The 15419-nt window shown below is 69.8% G+C and carries 16 protein-coding genes and 1 pseudogene; 4 read left to right on the top strand and 13 right to left on the bottom strand.

Annotated features, from left to right (window positions below):
• Positions 1-5: 5 nt before the first annotated feature.
• The 10 genes from AA23TX_RS00085 to AA23TX_RS00040 form a co-directional block, all read right to left on the bottom strand.
• Complete coding sequence (locus AA23TX_RS00085) at positions 6-548, bottom strand: hypothetical protein (protein WP_155540563.1); 543 nt, start codon at positions 546-548, stop codon at positions 6-8.
• Positions 545-1399 (bottom strand): AAA family ATPase, encoded by an 855-nt coding sequence (locus tag AA23TX_RS00080; RefSeq protein WP_155540562.1) that lies wholly within the window; start codon positions 1397-1399, stop codon positions 545-547. Before AA23TX_RS00080 ends, AA23TX_RS00085 begins: the two co-directional genes overlap by 4 nt.
• Complete coding sequence (locus tag AA23TX_RS00075) at positions 1396-1917, bottom strand: hypothetical protein (protein WP_155540561.1); 522 nt, start codon at positions 1915-1917, stop codon at positions 1396-1398. Before AA23TX_RS00075 ends, AA23TX_RS00080 begins: the two co-directional genes overlap by 4 nt.
• Before the next feature lie 51 nt (positions 1918-1968).
• Entirely contained in the window at positions 1969-2823 is an 855-nt protein-coding gene (locus tag AA23TX_RS00070) for an amidohydrolase family protein (protein ID WP_155540560.1), read from the bottom strand.
• Positions 2820-4364, bottom strand: coding sequence for a benzoate-CoA ligase family protein (locus AA23TX_RS00065; RefSeq protein ID WP_155540559.1), 1545 nt, complete (start codon positions 4362-4364; stop codon positions 2820-2822). The genes AA23TX_RS00070 and AA23TX_RS00065 overlap by 4 nt, the downstream gene beginning before the upstream one ends.
• 8 nt (positions 4365-4372) lie before the next feature.
• The gene (gene boxB / locus AA23TX_RS00060; protein ID WP_155540558.1) at positions 4373-5794 is read right to left on the bottom strand and encodes a benzoyl-CoA 2,3-epoxidase subunit BoxB; all 1422 of its coding nucleotides are present in this window, start codon (positions 5792-5794) and stop codon (positions 4373-4375) included.
• Positions 5795-5800: 6 nt separating this feature from the next.
• Entirely contained in the window at positions 5801-7420 is a 1620-nt protein-coding gene (gene boxC / locus AA23TX_RS00055; protein WP_155540557.1) for a 2,3-epoxybenzoyl-CoA dihydrolase, read from the bottom strand.
• A 32-nt stretch (positions 7421-7452) separates the two neighbouring features.
• Positions 7453-7890, bottom strand: coding sequence for a hypothetical protein (locus tag AA23TX_RS00050; protein WP_196425123.1), 438 nt, complete (start codon positions 7888-7890; stop codon positions 7453-7455).
• A gap of 89 nt (positions 7891-7979) precedes the next feature.
• The gene (locus tag AA23TX_RS00045) at positions 7980-8882 is read right to left on the bottom strand and encodes a GNAT family N-acetyltransferase (RefSeq protein ID WP_155540556.1); all 903 of its coding nucleotides are present in this window, start codon (positions 8880-8882) and stop codon (positions 7980-7982) included.
• Positions 8883-9035: 153 nt separating this feature from the next.
• The gene (locus tag AA23TX_RS00040) at positions 9036-11462 is read right to left on the bottom strand and encodes a beta-glucosidase H (protein ID WP_155540555.1); all 2427 of its coding nucleotides are present in this window, start codon (positions 11460-11462) and stop codon (positions 9036-9038) included.
• Between the two features lie 74 nt (positions 11463-11536).
• Here AA23TX_RS00040 and AA23TX_RS00035 point away from each other — a divergent pair, with 74 nt between their 5' ends.
• Complete coding sequence (locus AA23TX_RS00035) at positions 11537-12118, top strand: TetR/AcrR family transcriptional regulator (protein ID WP_155540554.1); 582 nt, start codon at positions 11537-11539, stop codon at positions 12116-12118.
• An 84-nt stretch (positions 12119-12202) separates the two neighbouring features.
• Here AA23TX_RS00035 and AA23TX_RS00030 read toward each other — a convergent pair whose 3' ends face one another.
• A complete protein-coding gene (locus AA23TX_RS00030) occupies positions 12203-12586 on the bottom strand; it encodes a PPOX class F420-dependent oxidoreductase (protein ID WP_155540553.1) in 384 nt (127 codons plus the stop codon).
• Between the two features lie 11 nt (positions 12587-12597).
• The gene (locus tag AA23TX_RS00025; RefSeq protein WP_155540552.1) at positions 12598-13185 is read right to left on the bottom strand and encodes a dihydrofolate reductase family protein; all 588 of its coding nucleotides are present in this window, start codon (positions 13183-13185) and stop codon (positions 12598-12600) included.
• Positions 13186-13275: 90 nt separating this feature from the next.
• On the opposite strand from AA23TX_RS00025, the gene AA23TX_RS00020 reads away from it, so the two are divergent.
• The gene (locus AA23TX_RS00020; RefSeq protein ID WP_155540551.1) at positions 13276-13770 is read left to right on the top strand and encodes a winged helix-turn-helix transcriptional regulator; all 495 of its coding nucleotides are present in this window, start codon (positions 13276-13278) and stop codon (positions 13768-13770) included.
• On the opposite strand, the gene AA23TX_RS00015 is transcribed toward AA23TX_RS00020, so the two are convergent.
• Positions 13735-14181, bottom strand: a complete 447-nt coding sequence (locus tag AA23TX_RS00015) for a MarR family winged helix-turn-helix transcriptional regulator (RefSeq protein WP_155540550.1) — start codon at positions 14179-14181, stop codon at positions 13735-13737. The two genes, AA23TX_RS00020 and AA23TX_RS00015, sit on opposite strands and share 36 nt — an antisense overlap.
• 49 nt (positions 14182-14230) lie before the next feature.
• Between AA23TX_RS00015 and AA23TX_RS00010 the strand changes: the two genes are divergently transcribed.
• Together AA23TX_RS00010 and AA23TX_RS00005 are read left to right on the top strand one after the other, a co-directional pair.
• Complete coding sequence (locus AA23TX_RS00010) at positions 14231-14698, top strand: DUF1579 family protein (RefSeq protein WP_230862283.1); 468 nt, start codon at positions 14231-14233, stop codon at positions 14696-14698.
• A gap of 52 nt (positions 14699-14750) precedes the next feature.
• Positions 14751-15419: pseudogene (locus AA23TX_RS00005) on the top strand (ABC transporter ATP-binding protein); the annotation flags it as partial.

The raw sequence follows: 15419 nt of genomic DNA, 5'->3' as shown, positions 1-15419 counted from the left end.
CGGGATCACTCGCGGTTCCGGCGGATGAAGATGTCGCCTTCCTCGAGGTCGAACAGGTTCTCCGTTCGTTCGTCGAAGCCACCGCCCTTCCAGTCCGGGGCGTTCTTCCCGCTCATGTTCAGCCGCGATCTCCAGTGCTCGTTGCGCCGGTCGTCCTGCCGGATCCGCCGGCTCAGCCTGATCCACCAGCCGGTGGTCAGCTTCTGCTCCTTGACGGTCTCCGCGAACCGGCGGCCGGCCACGCGCATCTCGGGCGTTTCGTGGTCCTTCCACCCGGGCAGGCCACTGACGATGAAGGGCGTCTCCAGCGTCAGGCGCGCGTGGTCGGACCAGTCGACCTTCAGCTCCACCTCGATCACACGCAGGCCGGTGGCATCACAGGCGTAGACGCCGACGGATTCGATGGCCTCCTCGGCGACGCCGTCGGCCACCTTGTCCACATGGGACTCGCCGACGTCCGCGTACATGAGCAAGAACCGGAACTGATCCTGAATGGACTCGAGTCGAGCCTGGACCCAGGTGTGGGTGTAAGTCCTCGGAGTGGTCACTTCGCTCCCTTCGCCGGCTCGTAGAGGTAGTCGCGGAGTACGGCCGACCTCAGCCTGTGCACCGTCCGCGCCGCGTCCAGGACGGCGATTTCGTCGAACCGCGGCTGGCTGGACAGCATCGCGCTGCCGCGTGCCGCCCGCTCCCGCACCACGGTCCGCATGTCGGCGGGCGCCTGCTCCAGGTAGCCGAGCAGGTGCGACCGGAGCAGCATCGTGCGCACCTCGGCGAAGTAGGCGAGAGGTTCGGAGTCGAACTCGGCGAGCAGCTTGCCGATCGCATCGCCGTCGGCGAGGGCACCCAGCATCCAATGGACGACTTCGGCCACTTCCTGGCGGGTCGGCGACCATTCGACGGGGGCCATCCGGCCGTGCCGCCGCAACGGCGGGTAGATGCGGAGGAGGTTGTTGCCCGTGACGAAGACGGGCACGCGGCAGGGCCGCTTGCGGCCAGGGTCGACCGGGCGGTCCGCGATGTGCATCAGCTCCGCGAGGATCTGCTGGTGGTTGACGGTTCCGGTGTTCTGCTCCCATTCGCCGACGGTGGTGTCGATGTCGTCCACGAGCACGGCGGTCGGCACGCCTTGGCGGATCGCTTCCGACCCCGCGGAGTAGGTCCGCGCGACGAGCTTCCCCGGCTCGCCGGCCAGCCCGCTCTCGAGGTCCGAAGCGTTGATCCGCAGCACTTCGACGTGGCACCGCTCCAGCGCGGCGGCCAGCTGGGCCGACTTGCCGTCGCCCGGCCTGCCGAAGAACCCCATGATGGGCGCGTGGGCCGGGAGGTGCAGGTAGTTCGCCCACAGGTGCAGCCGGACCTGCTCGAAGAACCGGGGCAGCAGGAAAACGTCGTTCATGAGCGCCCCTCATCCCGTCCGGTCCGCAGGCGGAGGACTTCTTCGGAAAAATCACTCAGGAAATCGTCGACCGCTCGGCCTTCGATCACCGCCGGCGCGATTTCCCCCCGCCCGGGCAGGCCCTCGGCACGCCGCCGGAACGACTCGATGGCGTTGTTCTGCCTCCGTTCGACGGATCGCTCGACTCGCGTACGGAAATCGTCGATGACGGGCACCACCGTCTTCTCGCGGTCGATCCGGAACCGCTCGGTCAGGGCCAGGTGGTCGGTTTCCAGCACGAACACGTCCTGCCGGGTCACCGCGAGGTACCGGGCCAGCACCAGCACCGCCTGTCTGATCTCCGCCAGTTCGCAGCCCAGGCTGGTTTTTTCCGCCACGAGCCGCGCGACCTGCTCCTGGAGTTCGCCGACGTCCACGCTGTCACGGCGCTTCGCGAAGAATTCGTCCGCGAGACGCGTGACGAGGGTCGGCACGGCAGCCGTGATTATCTCGGCAATCATGCCACCCCAGTCGCGCATGCTTCCGCGCTCGTTACCCGGGGTGCCGCTTTCATCCGTTCGGCTGAACAATTACCCCAATGACGGCATCAATTTGATCGCATTGCCGCCGAGAACGCCGTTCAAGACGTCCTCGGGCCAGCCCAGCCCGGTCAACGCCCGCACGTTCTTCGCCACCGACGGCACTCCCGGCCAATCCGTCCCGAACACGAACTTCCCCGCCAGCCGGGCGAGGTCGAACCGCTGGTAGTACTCCGGCAGCTTCTTCGGCGGCAACCCGGCCAGGTCCAGCCAGACGTTGTCCCGGGCCAAGGCCAGGAAAGCCGCCACGTCGTACCACCACCCGCGGCCGCCGTGGGCGAAGACGAACTGCAGCGACGGGAAGTCCTCGACCACATCGGACATCAGCTCGGGGTTCCCGAAACTCGTGCGAGACCCCGGGAAGCTCGACGTTCCCGAGTGGAGGATCACCGGCACCCCGCGCTCGGCACACAGCTGGTAGACCGGGTACAGCTCCTTGTCCGCCGGGGAAAACGCGCCGTGCACCGGGTGGATCTTCAGCGCCACCGCGCCCAGGTCCAGCTGCCGGGCGACCTCCGACGCCGGCGGGTGGTGCAGGTACGGGTTGACGTTCGCCACCAGCCGGAAGCGAGAAGGGTTGTGCTCCACCAAAGGCAAGTTGTCTTCGATCGGCTGGATCCCGGTCGCCCGCGGGCTGTATTCGCAGAACAGCAGCACCCGGTCGACGCCCTCGGACTCCATCAGCTCGTCCATCGCCGACGGGATCACCTCCCCCGAAGAGGAGTACACCGAACGCCACGGGTACGAACCCGCGAAGTCGTGCGCCCACTGCGTCCAGGCGGGCTTGAGCGTCGGCAGGCGCGGCGTGTGGACGTGCGCGTCGACCACGAAGTAACCGTCGATCACTGGCTGGGCACCACCCGCAGGACGTCCCGGACCTGCTCGCGGATCACGTTCCGGCGGATCTTGCCCGTCGCCGTCTTCGGCAGTTCCGCCAGTTCGACCACTCCTCGCGGGCGCTTGAACGCCGCGAGACCTTCGCGGCAGAACTCGATCAGCTCGGCCGGGTCCACGGCGAACCCGGGCGCGGCCACCACGCACGCGACCGGCTTGTCGAGCCCGTCGGCGTCCGGCGCGGCGACCACCGCCACCTCCGCCACCGCCGGGTGCTGCCGCAGCCGTTCCTCCACTTCGGACGGTGACACCCAGATCCCGCCCGCCTTCAGCATGTCCCCGAACCGGCCCAGGCAGGAGTACGTGCCGTCCTCGTTGCGGACGTAGCTGTCGCCGGTCCGCAGCCACTCGCCCTGGAAGACGAGCTTCGTCGCGTCGTACCGGGCCCAGTAGCCGGTCGCCGTCGACGGCCCGGCCACGAACAGCTCGCCGGGCTTGCCGGCGGCGTCGATCACCGCGCCCGCCTCGTCGCGGATCTGCACGGAGTAGCCCGGCACCGCGACGCCGGTGGTGCCCGGCCGCACCGCGCCGGGCTGGTTCGACAGGAAGATGTGCAACGCCTCGGTGGACCCGATGCCGTCGAGGATCTCCAGCCCGAAGCGGGCCCGGAACCGTTCGAACAACGACGCGGGCAGCGGCTCACCGGCCGAAACCGCGTGCCGCACCGAGGAAAACGAGTCGTCCGGGACGTCGCTCGCGAGCAGAGCCGCGTAGAACGTCGGGACGGCGAAGAACAGCGAAGGCTTCTCTTCACGAGCCCGTCTGGCGAACAACGCCGGCGTCGGACGCGCGGGCTCGAGCAGCGTCGTCCCGCCCGCCCCCAGCGGGAAGAAGCACGAGTTCCCCAGCCCGTAGGCGAAGAAGAGCTTCGGGACGGACAGGAACCGGTCCACCGACGTCGTCGCCAGCACGCCGCGCGCGTACGTCTCGCACACCGCGCGGATGCTCGCGTGCCGGTGCATCGCGCCCTTCGGCTGTCCCGTCGTCCCGGACGTGTAGAGCCACAACGCGGGCGAGTCCTCCCACGTCTGTCCACTTCGGAACGCGCCGGTCAGCGACGACCACTCGTGCGTCCGGACGCCGAACGCCGCCGCGTCCGACCGGTCGAGCACGACGTCGGTGACCTCCGGCGCGAACCCGAGCGCGGTCACCGCCTGCTCGGCGAACTCGCCGGACACGCACAGCAGGCGCGCCCGCGAGTCGGCCAGCATCTTGCCCAGCTCGAGCCCGGTGACCATGGTCGACACCGGCACGGCGACCGCGCCGGCCAGCATCGCGCCGAGGATCCCGGTGAGCAGCTCGACGTCGTCCACCATGCAGAACATGACGCGCTCTTCGGGCCGCACACCGAGCTCGACGAGCCCGCCCGCGACCCGCCGCGACTCGGCCGCCAGCTCGGCGTAGGTGAGCGTGCGGCGGGGCGACACGACCGCGGTCGCGTCCGGTCGCCCGGCCGAAAGCAGGTACTCCGCGGCATTGAACCCTGTCGCCACCAGGCCTCCTACGTGAGGTAGACGTACTCGTAGTCGAAGGGCTTCCCGTTGATGCCCTGCCGCGGCGGCGCCACCCAGCTCGCGATCTTCCCCCGCTCGTACACCGGGTGCATCAGCGAGCGGACGAACGTGAGGTCCTCGGTGGTGGGCAGCCACTTGCTCTTGCCCGCCTGCCAGGTCGGCTCGTCGACGATGGTGCCGTCGGGAGTGACGTGGTGGCCGGAGTTTATGCCGACTTCCCGGTTGAAGCCAGGGTGCGGCAAGCGGAACGTGAAGTCGATCCCGGCGTCGGAGAGGATCTTGTTCCAGCGCTTCACGCCGGTCTGGCAGTCGGCCACGTACTCGCTGCGCAGGTCGAGGTTCAGCAGCAGGATCGCCTGCATCTCCTCCGACGTCCAGGTGCCGTCGCCGCCCGGTTTCTCCAGCGTGCGGGCGTCGCCGGTGAGCTTGTGGTCGTCCTTGCGGCGGCCCTCCTGCCAGCGGCCCTTGAGCCCGGCAGTGTAGTAGTTGGCCGCGTTCGTCGACGTCTCGCTGCCGAACAGGTCGAGCGAGACGGTGTAGTGGAAGTTGATGTACTTCTGGATGATGTCCAGCGGGATGCCGCCGTGCGCGGCGATGTCGAGCGTGTCGTGCTCGCGGATCAGCTCGGCGCTGCGGGTCACCACGCGGTCGACGCCGGTGGTGCCGACCATCATGTGGTGCGCCTCCTCCTTCAGCATGAACTCGCAGGTGCGCGAGAGCGGGTCGAAGGAGGACTCCTTGAGCGTGCCGAGCTGGTACTTCCCGTCGCGGTCGGTGAAGTAGGTGAACATGTAGAAGGCCAGCCAGTCGGCGGTCTCCTCGTTGAACGCGCCGAGGATGCGGGGCGCGTCGGGGCTGCCGGAGTTGCGCAGCAGCAGCCCTTCGGCCTCGTCACGGCCTTCGCGGCCGAAATAGGCGTGCAGCAGGTACACCATCGCCCACAGGTGCCTGCCCTCTTCGACGTTGACCTGGAACAGGTTCCGCAGGTCGTAGAGGCTCGGCGCGGTGAGCCCGAGGAGCTTCTGCTGCTCGACCGACGCCGGCTCGGTGTCGCCCTGGATGACGATCAGCCGCTGCAGGTCGGCGCGGTATTCGCCGGGCACCTGCTGCCAGACCTCTTCGCCCTTGTGCTCGCCGAAGGCGATCCGCCGGTCGGGGTCGCGCTCGGCGAGGAAGATGCCCCACCGGTAGTCCGGCACGTTGACGTGGTCGAAGTGCGCCCACCCCTCCCGGCCGACGCTGACGGCGGTGCGCAGGTAGACGCCCTGGGTCTCCAGCGTCGGGCCCATCTCGCCCCACCAGTGCATGAACTTCGGCTGCCAGCCCTCCAGCGCGCGCTGCAGCCGCCGGTCTTCGGAGAGGTTGACGTTGTTGGGGATCTTGGCGTCGTAGTCGATCTTCTCGGGCATCTGCGCTCAGACCCGCTTCCTGTCGAAGACGGCCTTCTGTCCCGTACCGTATCGGCGCAGCGCGCCTTCGGGCCCGGATGCGTTCGGCCGGGTGAAAATCCAGTTCTGCCAAGCCGCCAACCGGCCGAAGATCTTGGTCTCGACGGTCTCGGGACCGACGAACCGGTGGTTGGCCTCCATGCCGGTGAGCGCGTCCGGGGACAGCGACGCCCGGCCCTCCAGCGCGATCCGGATCTCGTCCTCCCAGTCGAGGTCGTCCGGGGCGTCGGTGACCAGGCCGAGTTCGACGGCCTCGGCCGCGCTCAGCTCGTGGTCCTTTTCGCGCGCGAGCCAGGCGAGGTGGTCGTCGTCGCCGTAGAAGCGCGTCTGCAGGCGGGTCAGGCCGTTGCCCATCGGGAACGGGCCGAAGTTGGCCTCACTGAGCCTGATGGTCGCGCGTGCGTCGCTGTCTTCGTCGTCGATCGGCGGGCCGTCGAGGAGGTACTGGCGGTCGGCGGCGAGCGCGAGTTCGAGCAGCGACCCGGCGAAGCAGCTGCCGGGCTCGATCAGCGCGATCAGCGTGCGGCTGGTGACGTCGAGGCGCTTGAGCGTGCGCTTGAAGTACTGCGTGATCTCGTTGCCCAGCCAGTCCTTCGCGCCGAACACGGCCCGTTCGTGCGCGAGCACCTTCTCCGGGTCGCCCTGGGTCTTCAGGATCCACGTGCCGGCTTCGACCTCGTTGGTGCGCAGCCGCAGGATGGCGTCGTCCAGCTCGCGGGTCATCGCGAGGAACCAGCCGTTCGCGCCTTCTTCGTGCAGGTCACCGGGGTCGTTTTCGGGTCCCTTGACGGTGATGGTGACCTGGTCCTTGGCCACTTCCGTGTCGACATAGCGATGTTCGAGCGGCGTCAGCTCGATCCCGCCCTCACCGGTCCGGTCGGACTCCCGCGCGATCTCCCGAGCCCGCGCCGCCACGGCCTCGCGGAACCCCTGGCGCGGCACCAGTTCGTCGACCAGCCGCCAGTCGACCGCGGTCTTGCCCTTGACGCCGTCGGAGCGCGTCGCGAAGACGTCGGCGAGGTCCTTGCGCACGCGCCGCTTGTCGACGACCCGGGTCAGGCCGCCGGTGCCGGGCAGCACACCGAGCAGCGGCACCTCCGGCAGCGCGACGGTCGACGAGTTGTCGTCGATCAGCAGGATCTTTTCGCAGGCCAGCGCGATCTCGTAGCCGCCGCCGGCGCAGGTGCCGTTCACCGCGGCCACGTACGTCTGGCCGGAGTGCGCGGTCGCGTCCTCCATGCCGTTGCGGGTCTCGTTGGTGAACTTGCAGAAGTTCACCTTCCAGTGGTGCTCGGACGCGGCGAGCATCCGGATGTTCGCGCCCGCGCAGAAGACCTTGTCCTTCGCACTGGTCACCACCACCACGCGGACCTCGGGGTGCTCGAACCGCAGCCGCTGGGTCGCGTCGTACAGCTCGATGTCGACCCCGAGGTCGTAGGAGTTGAGCTTGAGCTCGTAGCCCGGGACGAGCCCGCCCTGCTCGTCGACGTCCATTTCCAGCCACGCCACCTCCCCGTCGAGCTGGAGGCGCCAGTGGCGGTACTCGTCCGGACGGCGTTCGAAGGTCACCGGTGTGGTGGTGGTCACCCGTCCGAGTGTCTACACAGTTCCGACGAACGTCAATGTTGTGTAGAAACTTGATCTCGCGAGGTCACCCGGTCGAGTGTCGCCCAGGCCCAGGTGAGGAACACCCAGAGTGCGAGCCCCGCTGCGGCATCCGTGAAGATCGTCGCGAAGAAGAACCCCGGGATCTGCGGTACGCCGGTCAGGAAGTGGCCGAGGGTGATCATCCCGGCCAGCGAATAGACCAACAGGAAGGCCAGCGCCCGCGGGTACTTCTTCCGGACGTACGCGCGGTAGCCGAGCCAGCCGAACGTCGTGAACAGCACCCAGCCGAAGGCGACGACGATGCCCGCCACCGTCGCCGAGACGCCCGGCAGCTGCGGGTAGTCCGCGACGCGAATGGCGTTGTGCGCGTAGTGGATTGTCGTACTGACCAGCGAAAAGCCGAGGATCACGCGAAGCGGCGTCAGACCCTTCTCCTGCAGAACGTCCATCTCGGGCCCCCTGTGCCGATTTGATAGATCGCTCTAGCGACGTTACCGCGCGGCGGCCGCGCCGGGCAAGACGCGGCCGCCGCCGGGGATCACACGAGGTCGATGCGGTGCTGGGTCACCGGGTAGCCCGCCTTGGCGAAGGCCTTGGCCATCGGGACGTTGCCGACGTCGGTGCCCGCGACGATCTGCTCCGCGCCGTACCCGATGAGGTCGTGCGTAGCCTCGACCACCAGGTCGTACGCGTAGCCGTGGCCGCGCTGCTCCGGCACGACGGCGACGTAGCCGACCACCGGGTCGTAGGCGTTGCGGCTCGGCAGGACGAACCCGGCCAGCTCGCCCTCGGGTGTGTACGCCAGCCGCCACCAGTCCCGCGGCGCCGGCATCCACAGCATGATGTCGAGGTCCTCGCGGGCGGCCGCGTCGAGCCCGTGCTCCTCGACCGTCTTCCGCACGTGCGCGTCGAGGCTGCCGGCGTGCACCCGCCTGAAGACGTCGAGGATCACGTCGTCGTCCGGCTCGGGCCGGAAGACGAGCCGGCCGGTTCGCGCCGGCAGGCCGTTCTCCGGCGTCCAGCAGAACCGGTAGCGCTCGACGAGCTTGCGGTAGCCCGCCTTCTCGGCCGCCTCCACGCGGATGGTGACCTCGTGCGCGACGTCCGGGTCGTCCTGCCAGCCGGGCGGCGTGGTCAGGGAGTACTCCGCGCGCAGCGGGACCCGTTTCAGCAGCTCGACGCCCGCGTCGAAGTCGGTGAAGTCGAACCAGTCGAGCGCGATCGGTTCCGCGTCCTTGGGGGTGCCCCACCACGCGGCCCGCGCCACGACGACGTCATCGCGCAGCGCGACCCAGACCCATTCGGGCCGGTATTCGCCCTTGGCCGCCATCTCGGCGAAGTCGTTGCCGAGCAGCTTGCGGCCGACGAGGCCGCGGTCGGGCAGGGAGGTGAACAGTGATTCTTCGCCCGCTTCGAGCGGGCGCACGACCAGATCGGTCATGGAAGTCCTTCCGGGAGTACGCGCTCCCGGTCAGAAACCCGGCACCCTCGAGGCGAGGTGGGAGCGCGTGATCGGTTGCGTGATCATCGGACCCACCTCCCTTCCGCTCGTTCCGGGGTGCGCCGCTGAAGCTAGGGGCTCCTGCGGTGGGCGTCAACGTATTTTCTGGAGGACGACCCGCGTGCTCAGCCGCGGCTGCGCGTAGGAGTGCGAAGCCTCCAGGACGTACTCGCCGGCGATGTGCCGCCAGCCGTCTCGCCAGACTTCAGCGGACCTCGGCGGCACGACGATGTCGGACTCGACCGATTCACCGGGGCCCGCTTCGACGCTCGCGAACCCCACGAGCCAGCGGGGCGGCCGGTCACCGCGCTCGGTCGGGGCCAGGTAGAGCTGCACGACTTCACGGCCCTTGCGCGTCCCCGAGTTGCGGACGCGGACCCGGACGCGTGCGCCGCCTTCGTCGTCCGGGTAGACGTCGAGTTCTTCGTAGACCCAGGTCGTGTAGCCCAGGCCGTGGCCGAACCAGTACGCGGGTTGCGTCTCTGTCTTCGCGTAGGCGCTGTACCCGATGTACACGCCTTCGCCGTACTCGAGAACGCCTTCTTCCGGCGTCACGTCGGTGACCGGGGCGTCTTCGAGCTTCGCGGGCCACGTCGTCGGCAAGCGGCCGCCGGGCTCCTCGCGACCGAAGAGGACGTCGGCGAGCGCGTCGCCGCCCGCCTGGCCGGGGAACCAGGTGAGCAGCACCGCGGCGACGTCGTCTCGCCACGGCAGCTCCACCGGGGAGCCGGCGTTGACGACGACCACCGTGTTCGGGTTGGCCGCCGCGACCCGCCGCACGAGTTCGTCCTGTCTTCCCGGCAGCGCCAGGGAAGTCCGGTCGAAGCCCTCGCTCTCGACCTCGGCGGTGGTGCCGACCACGACGACCGCGACGTCCGACTTCCCCGCCAGGGCAACGGCTTCGTCGAGGGCGGCGTCCGGGTCGAGGACCGGGCCGCGGTGGCCGAGCGCGAAGGTGACCCAGGCGAAGGTGCCGCGGGCGAACTCCGCCATCTCCGACGGGATCCAGTACGTCAGGCTGACGTCGACGAGCTCGCCCGCCGTCAGCTCGACCTCCCGGCGCTGCTCGATCACCTGCATGATCGACGTGAAGACGTCGCCGCCTTCGGGCAGGTTGACGCCGTCGAAGAGGGTCTGACCCGCGACGGTGAGGCGGAGGTCGCCGGGGCCGGTGACGGCGAAGGTGTGCGTGCCGCTCCGCTCCGGCAGGTAGGTGCCTTCGATCTCGACCGACGCGAGCGTGGCCAGGTCGAGCCCTCTCGGCAGCTCGCCGATCCAGTTTATTTTGGCTTCCCTGAGCGGAAATTCAGCCAATCGGGTGCCGTCTGCCGCCTTGGCCGTCGCGCGGAGCCGGAAATTGTCGGTGGCCGGCGGTAGCGTCGTTCGCGGATCGGCACCGATGGCGAACGCCAGGTCGGTGCTCGGGGGAACGGCCTTCCGGAGGCCGTCCAGAGGGGAGACGATGTGTTCGGGGAACACGGTGGCGCTGCCGCCGCCGAGGATCTTGGGGTCCGCGGCCAGCGCGCCGATCAGGGCGATGCTCTGCGGGGCACGCAGGGGGAGCACGCCGGTTTCGTTGCTGAGCAGCACGAACGACCGGTGCGCGATCTCGCGCGCGATCGCCTCACCGTCCACAGTGGATTGCCATGGGGTGGGGCCGCCGCCGAGCGCGCCGGTCCGGTGGGCCAGCAAGAGCACGCGCCGCACCATCTCGTCGACGACGTCTTCGTCGACCTCGCCGCCGCGCACGGCTTCCGCGAGCTGTTCCCCGAAAACCGTGCGGGGGCCGGGCATCGCGACGTCGAGGCCGCCGTTGGCGGAGGCGACGGTGTCGCGCGCGGCCAGCCAGTCGGAGACGATGAAGCCGTCGAAGCCCCATTCGTCGCGCAGCACGCCGTTGAGCAGTTCGTCGTGCTGGGTCATCGTGGTGCCGTTGACACTGTTGTAGGCGGCCATGATCCCCCACGGCTTGGCCCGCCGGACGATGAGTTCGAACGGCGCGAGGTAGAGCTCGCGCAACGCGCGCTCGCTGAGGTGGACATCGGCGGTGAAGCGTTCGGTCTCGAAGTCGTTGGCCACGAAGTGCTTGACCGTGACGGCGACCCCGCCGTCCTGAACGCCGGTGACGTAGCCGGCGCCGATCATCCCGGTGAGGAGGGGATCTTCCGAGTAGCACTCGAAGTGACGGCCGCCCAGGGGCGAGCGCTGGAGGTTGACCGTCGGGGCGAGGAGGACGTGCACGCCCTTGCGGCGGGCCTCCTGCGCGAGCAGGCGGCCGGCCCGCACCGCCAGGCGCGGGTCCCAGCTCGCGGCGAGGGCCGTCGGGCTGGGGAGCGTCACCGAGGGGTCGTCCGGGCTCCACCGGACGCCGCGGACGCCGACCGGGCCGTCCGAGAGCACCACGGACCGGAGCCCGATCCGCGGGAGCCCGGGCAGGCTCCAGACGTCCTGGCCGGCGAGCAGCCTCGCCTTGGCGTCCAGGTCGAGCTCGGCCAGCAGCGCGTCGACGTCGAAGCTCATGGGCGCGTACTCTACCTGGCGTCGGGTAGTGAACGTTATGGTTCCGTGACAGCTTGTCCCGTAGGCTCGGGATCATGACCCGGGCCAGGGGCGCCGACCGCCGAGCGAGCATCGTCCGAGCGGCGTTCGAAGTGATCGCCGAACGCGGCTATCGCGGCACTTCGCTGGCGGCGGTGGCCGACCGCGTGGGGCTGACCCAGCAGGGGCTGATGCATTACTTCCCCACGAAGGAGGATCTGCTGGCGGCGGTGCTGGAGACCCGCGACGAGTGGGATCTGCTGCACTTCGGCCACGCCCCGCAGGGCGACGAGTCGTCGATGACGGTCAACCAGCTGGCCGAGCTGGTCGACTACAACGCGACCCGGCCGGGGATCGTCCAGACGTACACGGTGCTGGCGGCGGACAGCGTCACGGAGGACCACCCGGCGCGCGAGTACTTCCACGACCGCTACGAGCGCGTGCGGGCGGGCATGACCCAGATGCTCGAACGCCACCGCGACGAGCTCCCGCCGGGAGCGACGCCGGAACAGCTGGCGCCGATCGCGATCGCGGTCCTGGACGGCTTGCAGCTGCAGTGGCTGCTCGACCCGGCGGAGGTCGACATGCCGGCCGGGTTCCGCACGTTCCTGACGCTGCTGGGCATCAAGCCGGACTGACGCGGCCACGACCGGCTGGGACTTCCCCGCGCCGTAGCGCGCGAGTGCGTCCGCCGCCGAGCGCAGCCTGCCCCCGGCCGCTCTTCAGCCCATGCCCACGCTCTGGCGCTCCACCGCGATCAGCGCCACCTCCCGCGCCTGCTCGCGCGGGTACGGCTGCCCGATGTACTTGGTCGCGATCCGGTCGATGATCGCCCAGCCCGCGTCCCCGTCGATCCACTTCTCGACTCGTCCGCGGATGATCACCGGCTCGAACGGGTTGTCCACCGGTGTCAGGGAGAGCGCCACTCGCGGGTCGCGCCGCAGGTTGCGGGCCTTGCGGGAGTCCGGGCCGGTCATGATCGCGATGTGGTCCCCCTCCGGGTCCACCCAGATCGGGATCGAGTGCGGGGCGCCGTCGGGCAGCAGCGTGGCGAGGTGACCCACGACGGCGGTTTCGAGGATGCGGCGGACGTCGGCGTTGATCATGACGGTCTCCTTCAGGCGATCGCGTAGTGGAGGTGGGTGACACCGGGCGCGGCGACGGCTTCGATCAGCCGGAGCCGGACGTGCGAGGGAAGCTCCTGGAAGAACGACCGGCCGCCGCCGAGCAGCACGGGCACCTGGTGGAGGACGACCTCGTCGACGAGCCCCGCGGCGAGCGCCGAGGTCAGGACGCCGCCACCCATGAGGCCGACGTCCTTCCCGCCGGCTGCCTCGCGAGCGGCCTCGATGGCTTCCTTGACGTCACCGAACAGAGTCTGCCGCTCGGTCAGCTCGGGCGCCGGCCGGTGGCTGACGAGGAAGAGCGGGGCGCCCGGGTGCGGGCTGCCGCCGCCGAAGCGGTCCGAGTCCTCGTAGGTGTTGCGGCCCGCGACGACCGCGCCGATGCGGCCGGCGAGGCTGTCGAAGACGCGGGCACTCGGCGCGCTGAGCTTGAAGAAGTCGAACACCCGGCTCCGCGTGTCGCCGTCGGTGTACCAGTCGAAAAGCGTGCCGCCGTCGCCCAGGCCGTGCCCGGGGCCGGCGTCGCGGCCGGTGATGTACCCGTCGACCGACACCGCGTGGGCGCTCAAGACCTTGCTCATCGCCGCGATCCTTTCGGAGTTCCTTGAGGAGACTTCAAAACCGTAGCAGTCAGAGTTCCCTGAGGGAACCCTGACTGCTAAAGTGGCTTCATGCAGCGCACGAACTTCAGCGAGCTGGCCGCGTGCTCGATCGCGCGCACGCTCGACGTCATCGGCGAACCCTGGTCACCCCTGATCCTGCGGGACGTCTGGGTCGGCATCAGCCGGTTCGAGCAGATCCAGGCCGACCTCGGCATCTCGCGCAAAGTGCTCACCGAACGCCTGAACCACCTCGCCGACCAGGGGATCGTCGAGCGGCGGCCGTACGACCGGCGGCCGCGCTACGAGTACGTCCTGACCGAAATGGGCACCGAGCTCGTCGACATGCTCATGGCCATGACCCGCTGGGGCGACAAGTGGCTCGCGGGCGAGGCCGGCCCGCCGGTGCTCTACCGCCACCACGCGTGCGGCGAGATCACCACCGTCGACCTCCGCTGCACCCACTGCGGCGAGTCGATGCACGCACGCGACATCGACGTGCTCCCCGGCCCCGGCGCGGCGAACCAGCCGTCAGAGCAGCCGCGGCTGGGCCACGACCTCCCGTAGCCGCCGCAACGTCCGCAGCGTCGTCTCGAGGTCCTCCTGGGACACGGATCCCGCCACGTCCTCCGCCCAGCCGACCTGCGCCGACCCCAGCTCGCGCAGCGCTTCCTTCGCCCGCCGCGTCACCGACAACAACGGCGCCCGCGCGTCGGCCGGATTCGGCAAGCGGTCGAGCATTCCGTTGCGCAGCAATCGGTTCACCGTCTCCTGCACGCTCTGCCGGCGCAGCCCGCGGCGGCGCGCGACCTCCGCCGCGGTCGCCGGGCCGTCCTCGAGGAAACCGAGGACCTGCCACTGGGCCGCCGTCAGCCCGACCGGCTCCGTCAGCGCGTCACCCGCCGCGAGGAAACCGCCGTTGCACGCGAAGACCGCGTCGACCACCCGGGTGAAAATCTCGGCTCGATGCGACCGCATGCGTGCTAGTCTCGCACATCGACAGGTACCTGTCGAAATGGAGACGACCATGGACATGCCCACCCTCGGGCCCGCGCACGACGCCCTGAAGGCCTTCGCGGGCGACTGGACCGGCACCGAAGACCTCGCCGCCTCGCCGTGGGCACCGGCTTCGACCGCGCGCGCCGAGTGCGAATACCGCTTGGCCCTCAACGGCTTCGCGCTGGTCCAGCACTATCGCCAGCACCGCGAAGACGGCTCGGAGTTCTTGGGGCACAACGTGTTCACCGTCGACCCGCAGTCCGGCGAAACGCTCTGGTACGGCTTCGACAGCTACGGCTTCCCGCCCGAGTCACCCGCCCGCGGTGACTGGGCCGGCACCACGCTCGTGCTCGACAAGAAGACGGCCCGCGGGGTGGCCCGGCACCGGCTGACCCCCGACGGCGGCACCCTGACGCACGAAATCGACGTCAAGATGGGCGAAGACCGCGAATTCAGCCCGTTCCTGCGCGCGCGGTACACCCGGAAAACCGGGTAGGGCACCGCTCGGGCGTCCGGAATTGTCGGACCCCCGGAGTAGAGATGTAAGGGTGCGCAGAACCGCCGAACCGCCTCAGGACTCGCCTCCGCTGATCGGGGTCGAGAACGTCAAGATGCCCGAATGGGCGCGCGTCGACGAACGCGTGGCCGACGCCGGGTTCGGCCAGGCCGTGCGCGCGTTGCCGGCCGCGATCGCCGTCGTGCTGCGGCTGGCCTGGCGGACGTCGCCGAGGCTGACGCTGCTGGCCGGCCTCGTGCACGTCGTCTCGGGCTGCGTCACGGCGTTCGGGCTGCTCGCCACCGCGAACGTCTTCACCGCGCTGCTCGAACAGGGCCCGACGCCGGAGCGCGTGCTGCAGTCGCTGCCGGCGATCGCGGTCGTCATGGGTTCGTACGCGGCGCGCGCGATGCTCGACGCCGCGGTCGCGGCCGTCGAGGGGGCGCTGCGGCCTCGCGTCACCGCGGCGGCGGACGACGCGGTGACGGCGGCGGTCGTGCGCGTCGGGCTGATCGCGTTCGAGGACGCGGACTTCCGGGAGCTGGCCAGGCAGGGCGCGCGGTTCGGCGTCCGGTCGATCGAGACGAGCCTGCGCCGGGTGGCCGACCTGACGTCGTCGGCGATCTCGCTCGCGGCGGCGATGCTCACCGCGGGCTTGCTCAACCCGTGGCTGGCGCCGGTGCTGCTGCTCGCCGCGGCGGCCGACGGCTTCGCCGCCGCG

It is taken from the genome of Amycolatopsis camponoti (assembly GCF_902497555.1).
GTDB classification, from domain to species: domain Bacteria; phylum Actinomycetota; class Actinomycetes; order Mycobacteriales; family Pseudonocardiaceae; genus Amycolatopsis; species Amycolatopsis camponoti.
The sequence above is the reverse complement of the archived record's forward strand: the minus strand, read 5'-3'. Positions and strand labels throughout refer to the sequence as shown.

Bases quoted from the DNA above. Each gene is read 5' to 3' on its own strand.
- AA23TX_RS00015 (WP_155540550.1), bottom strand. From the start codon at position 14,181: ATGCGGTCGCATCGAGCCGAGATTTTCACCCGGGTGGTCGACGCGGTC.
- AA23TX_RS00035 (WP_155540554.1), top strand. From the start codon at position 11,537: ATGACCCGGGCCAGGGGCGCCGACCGCCGAGCGAGCATCGTCCGAGCG.
- AA23TX_RS00025 (WP_155540552.1), bottom strand. From the start codon at position 13,185: ATGAGCAAGGTCTTGAGCGCCCACGCGGTGTCGGTCGACGGGTACATC.
- AA23TX_RS00050 (WP_196425123.1), bottom strand. From the start codon at position 7,890: ATGGACGTTCTGCAGGAGAAGGGTCTGACGCCGCTTCGCGTGATCCTC.
- AA23TX_RS00075 (WP_155540561.1), bottom strand. From the start codon at position 1,917: ATGCGCGACTGGGGTGGCATGATTGCCGAGATAATCACGGCTGCCGTG.
- boxB (WP_155540558.1), bottom strand. From the start codon at position 5,794: ATGCCCGAGAAGATCGACTACGACGCCAAGATCCCCAACAACGTCAAC.
- AA23TX_RS00080 (WP_155540562.1), bottom strand. From the start codon at position 1,399: ATGAACGACGTTTTCCTGCTGCCCCGGTTCTTCGAGCAGGTCCGGCTG.
- AA23TX_RS00040 (WP_155540555.1), bottom strand. From the start codon at position 11,462: ATGAGCTTCGACGTCGACGCGCTGCTGGCCGAGCTCGACCTGGACGCC.
- AA23TX_RS00020 (WP_155540551.1), top strand. From the start codon at position 13,276: ATGCAGCGCACGAACTTCAGCGAGCTGGCCGCGTGCTCGATCGCGCGC.
- AA23TX_RS00010 (WP_230862283.1), top strand. From the start codon at position 14,231: ATGGACATGCCCACCCTCGGGCCCGCGCACGACGCCCTGAAGGCCTTC.
- AA23TX_RS00045 (WP_155540556.1), bottom strand. From the start codon at position 8,882: ATGACCGATCTGGTCGTGCGCCCGCTCGAAGCGGGCGAAGAATCACTG.
- AA23TX_RS00030 (WP_155540553.1), bottom strand. From the start codon at position 12,586: ATGATCAACGCCGACGTCCGCCGCATCCTCGAAACCGCCGTCGTGGGT.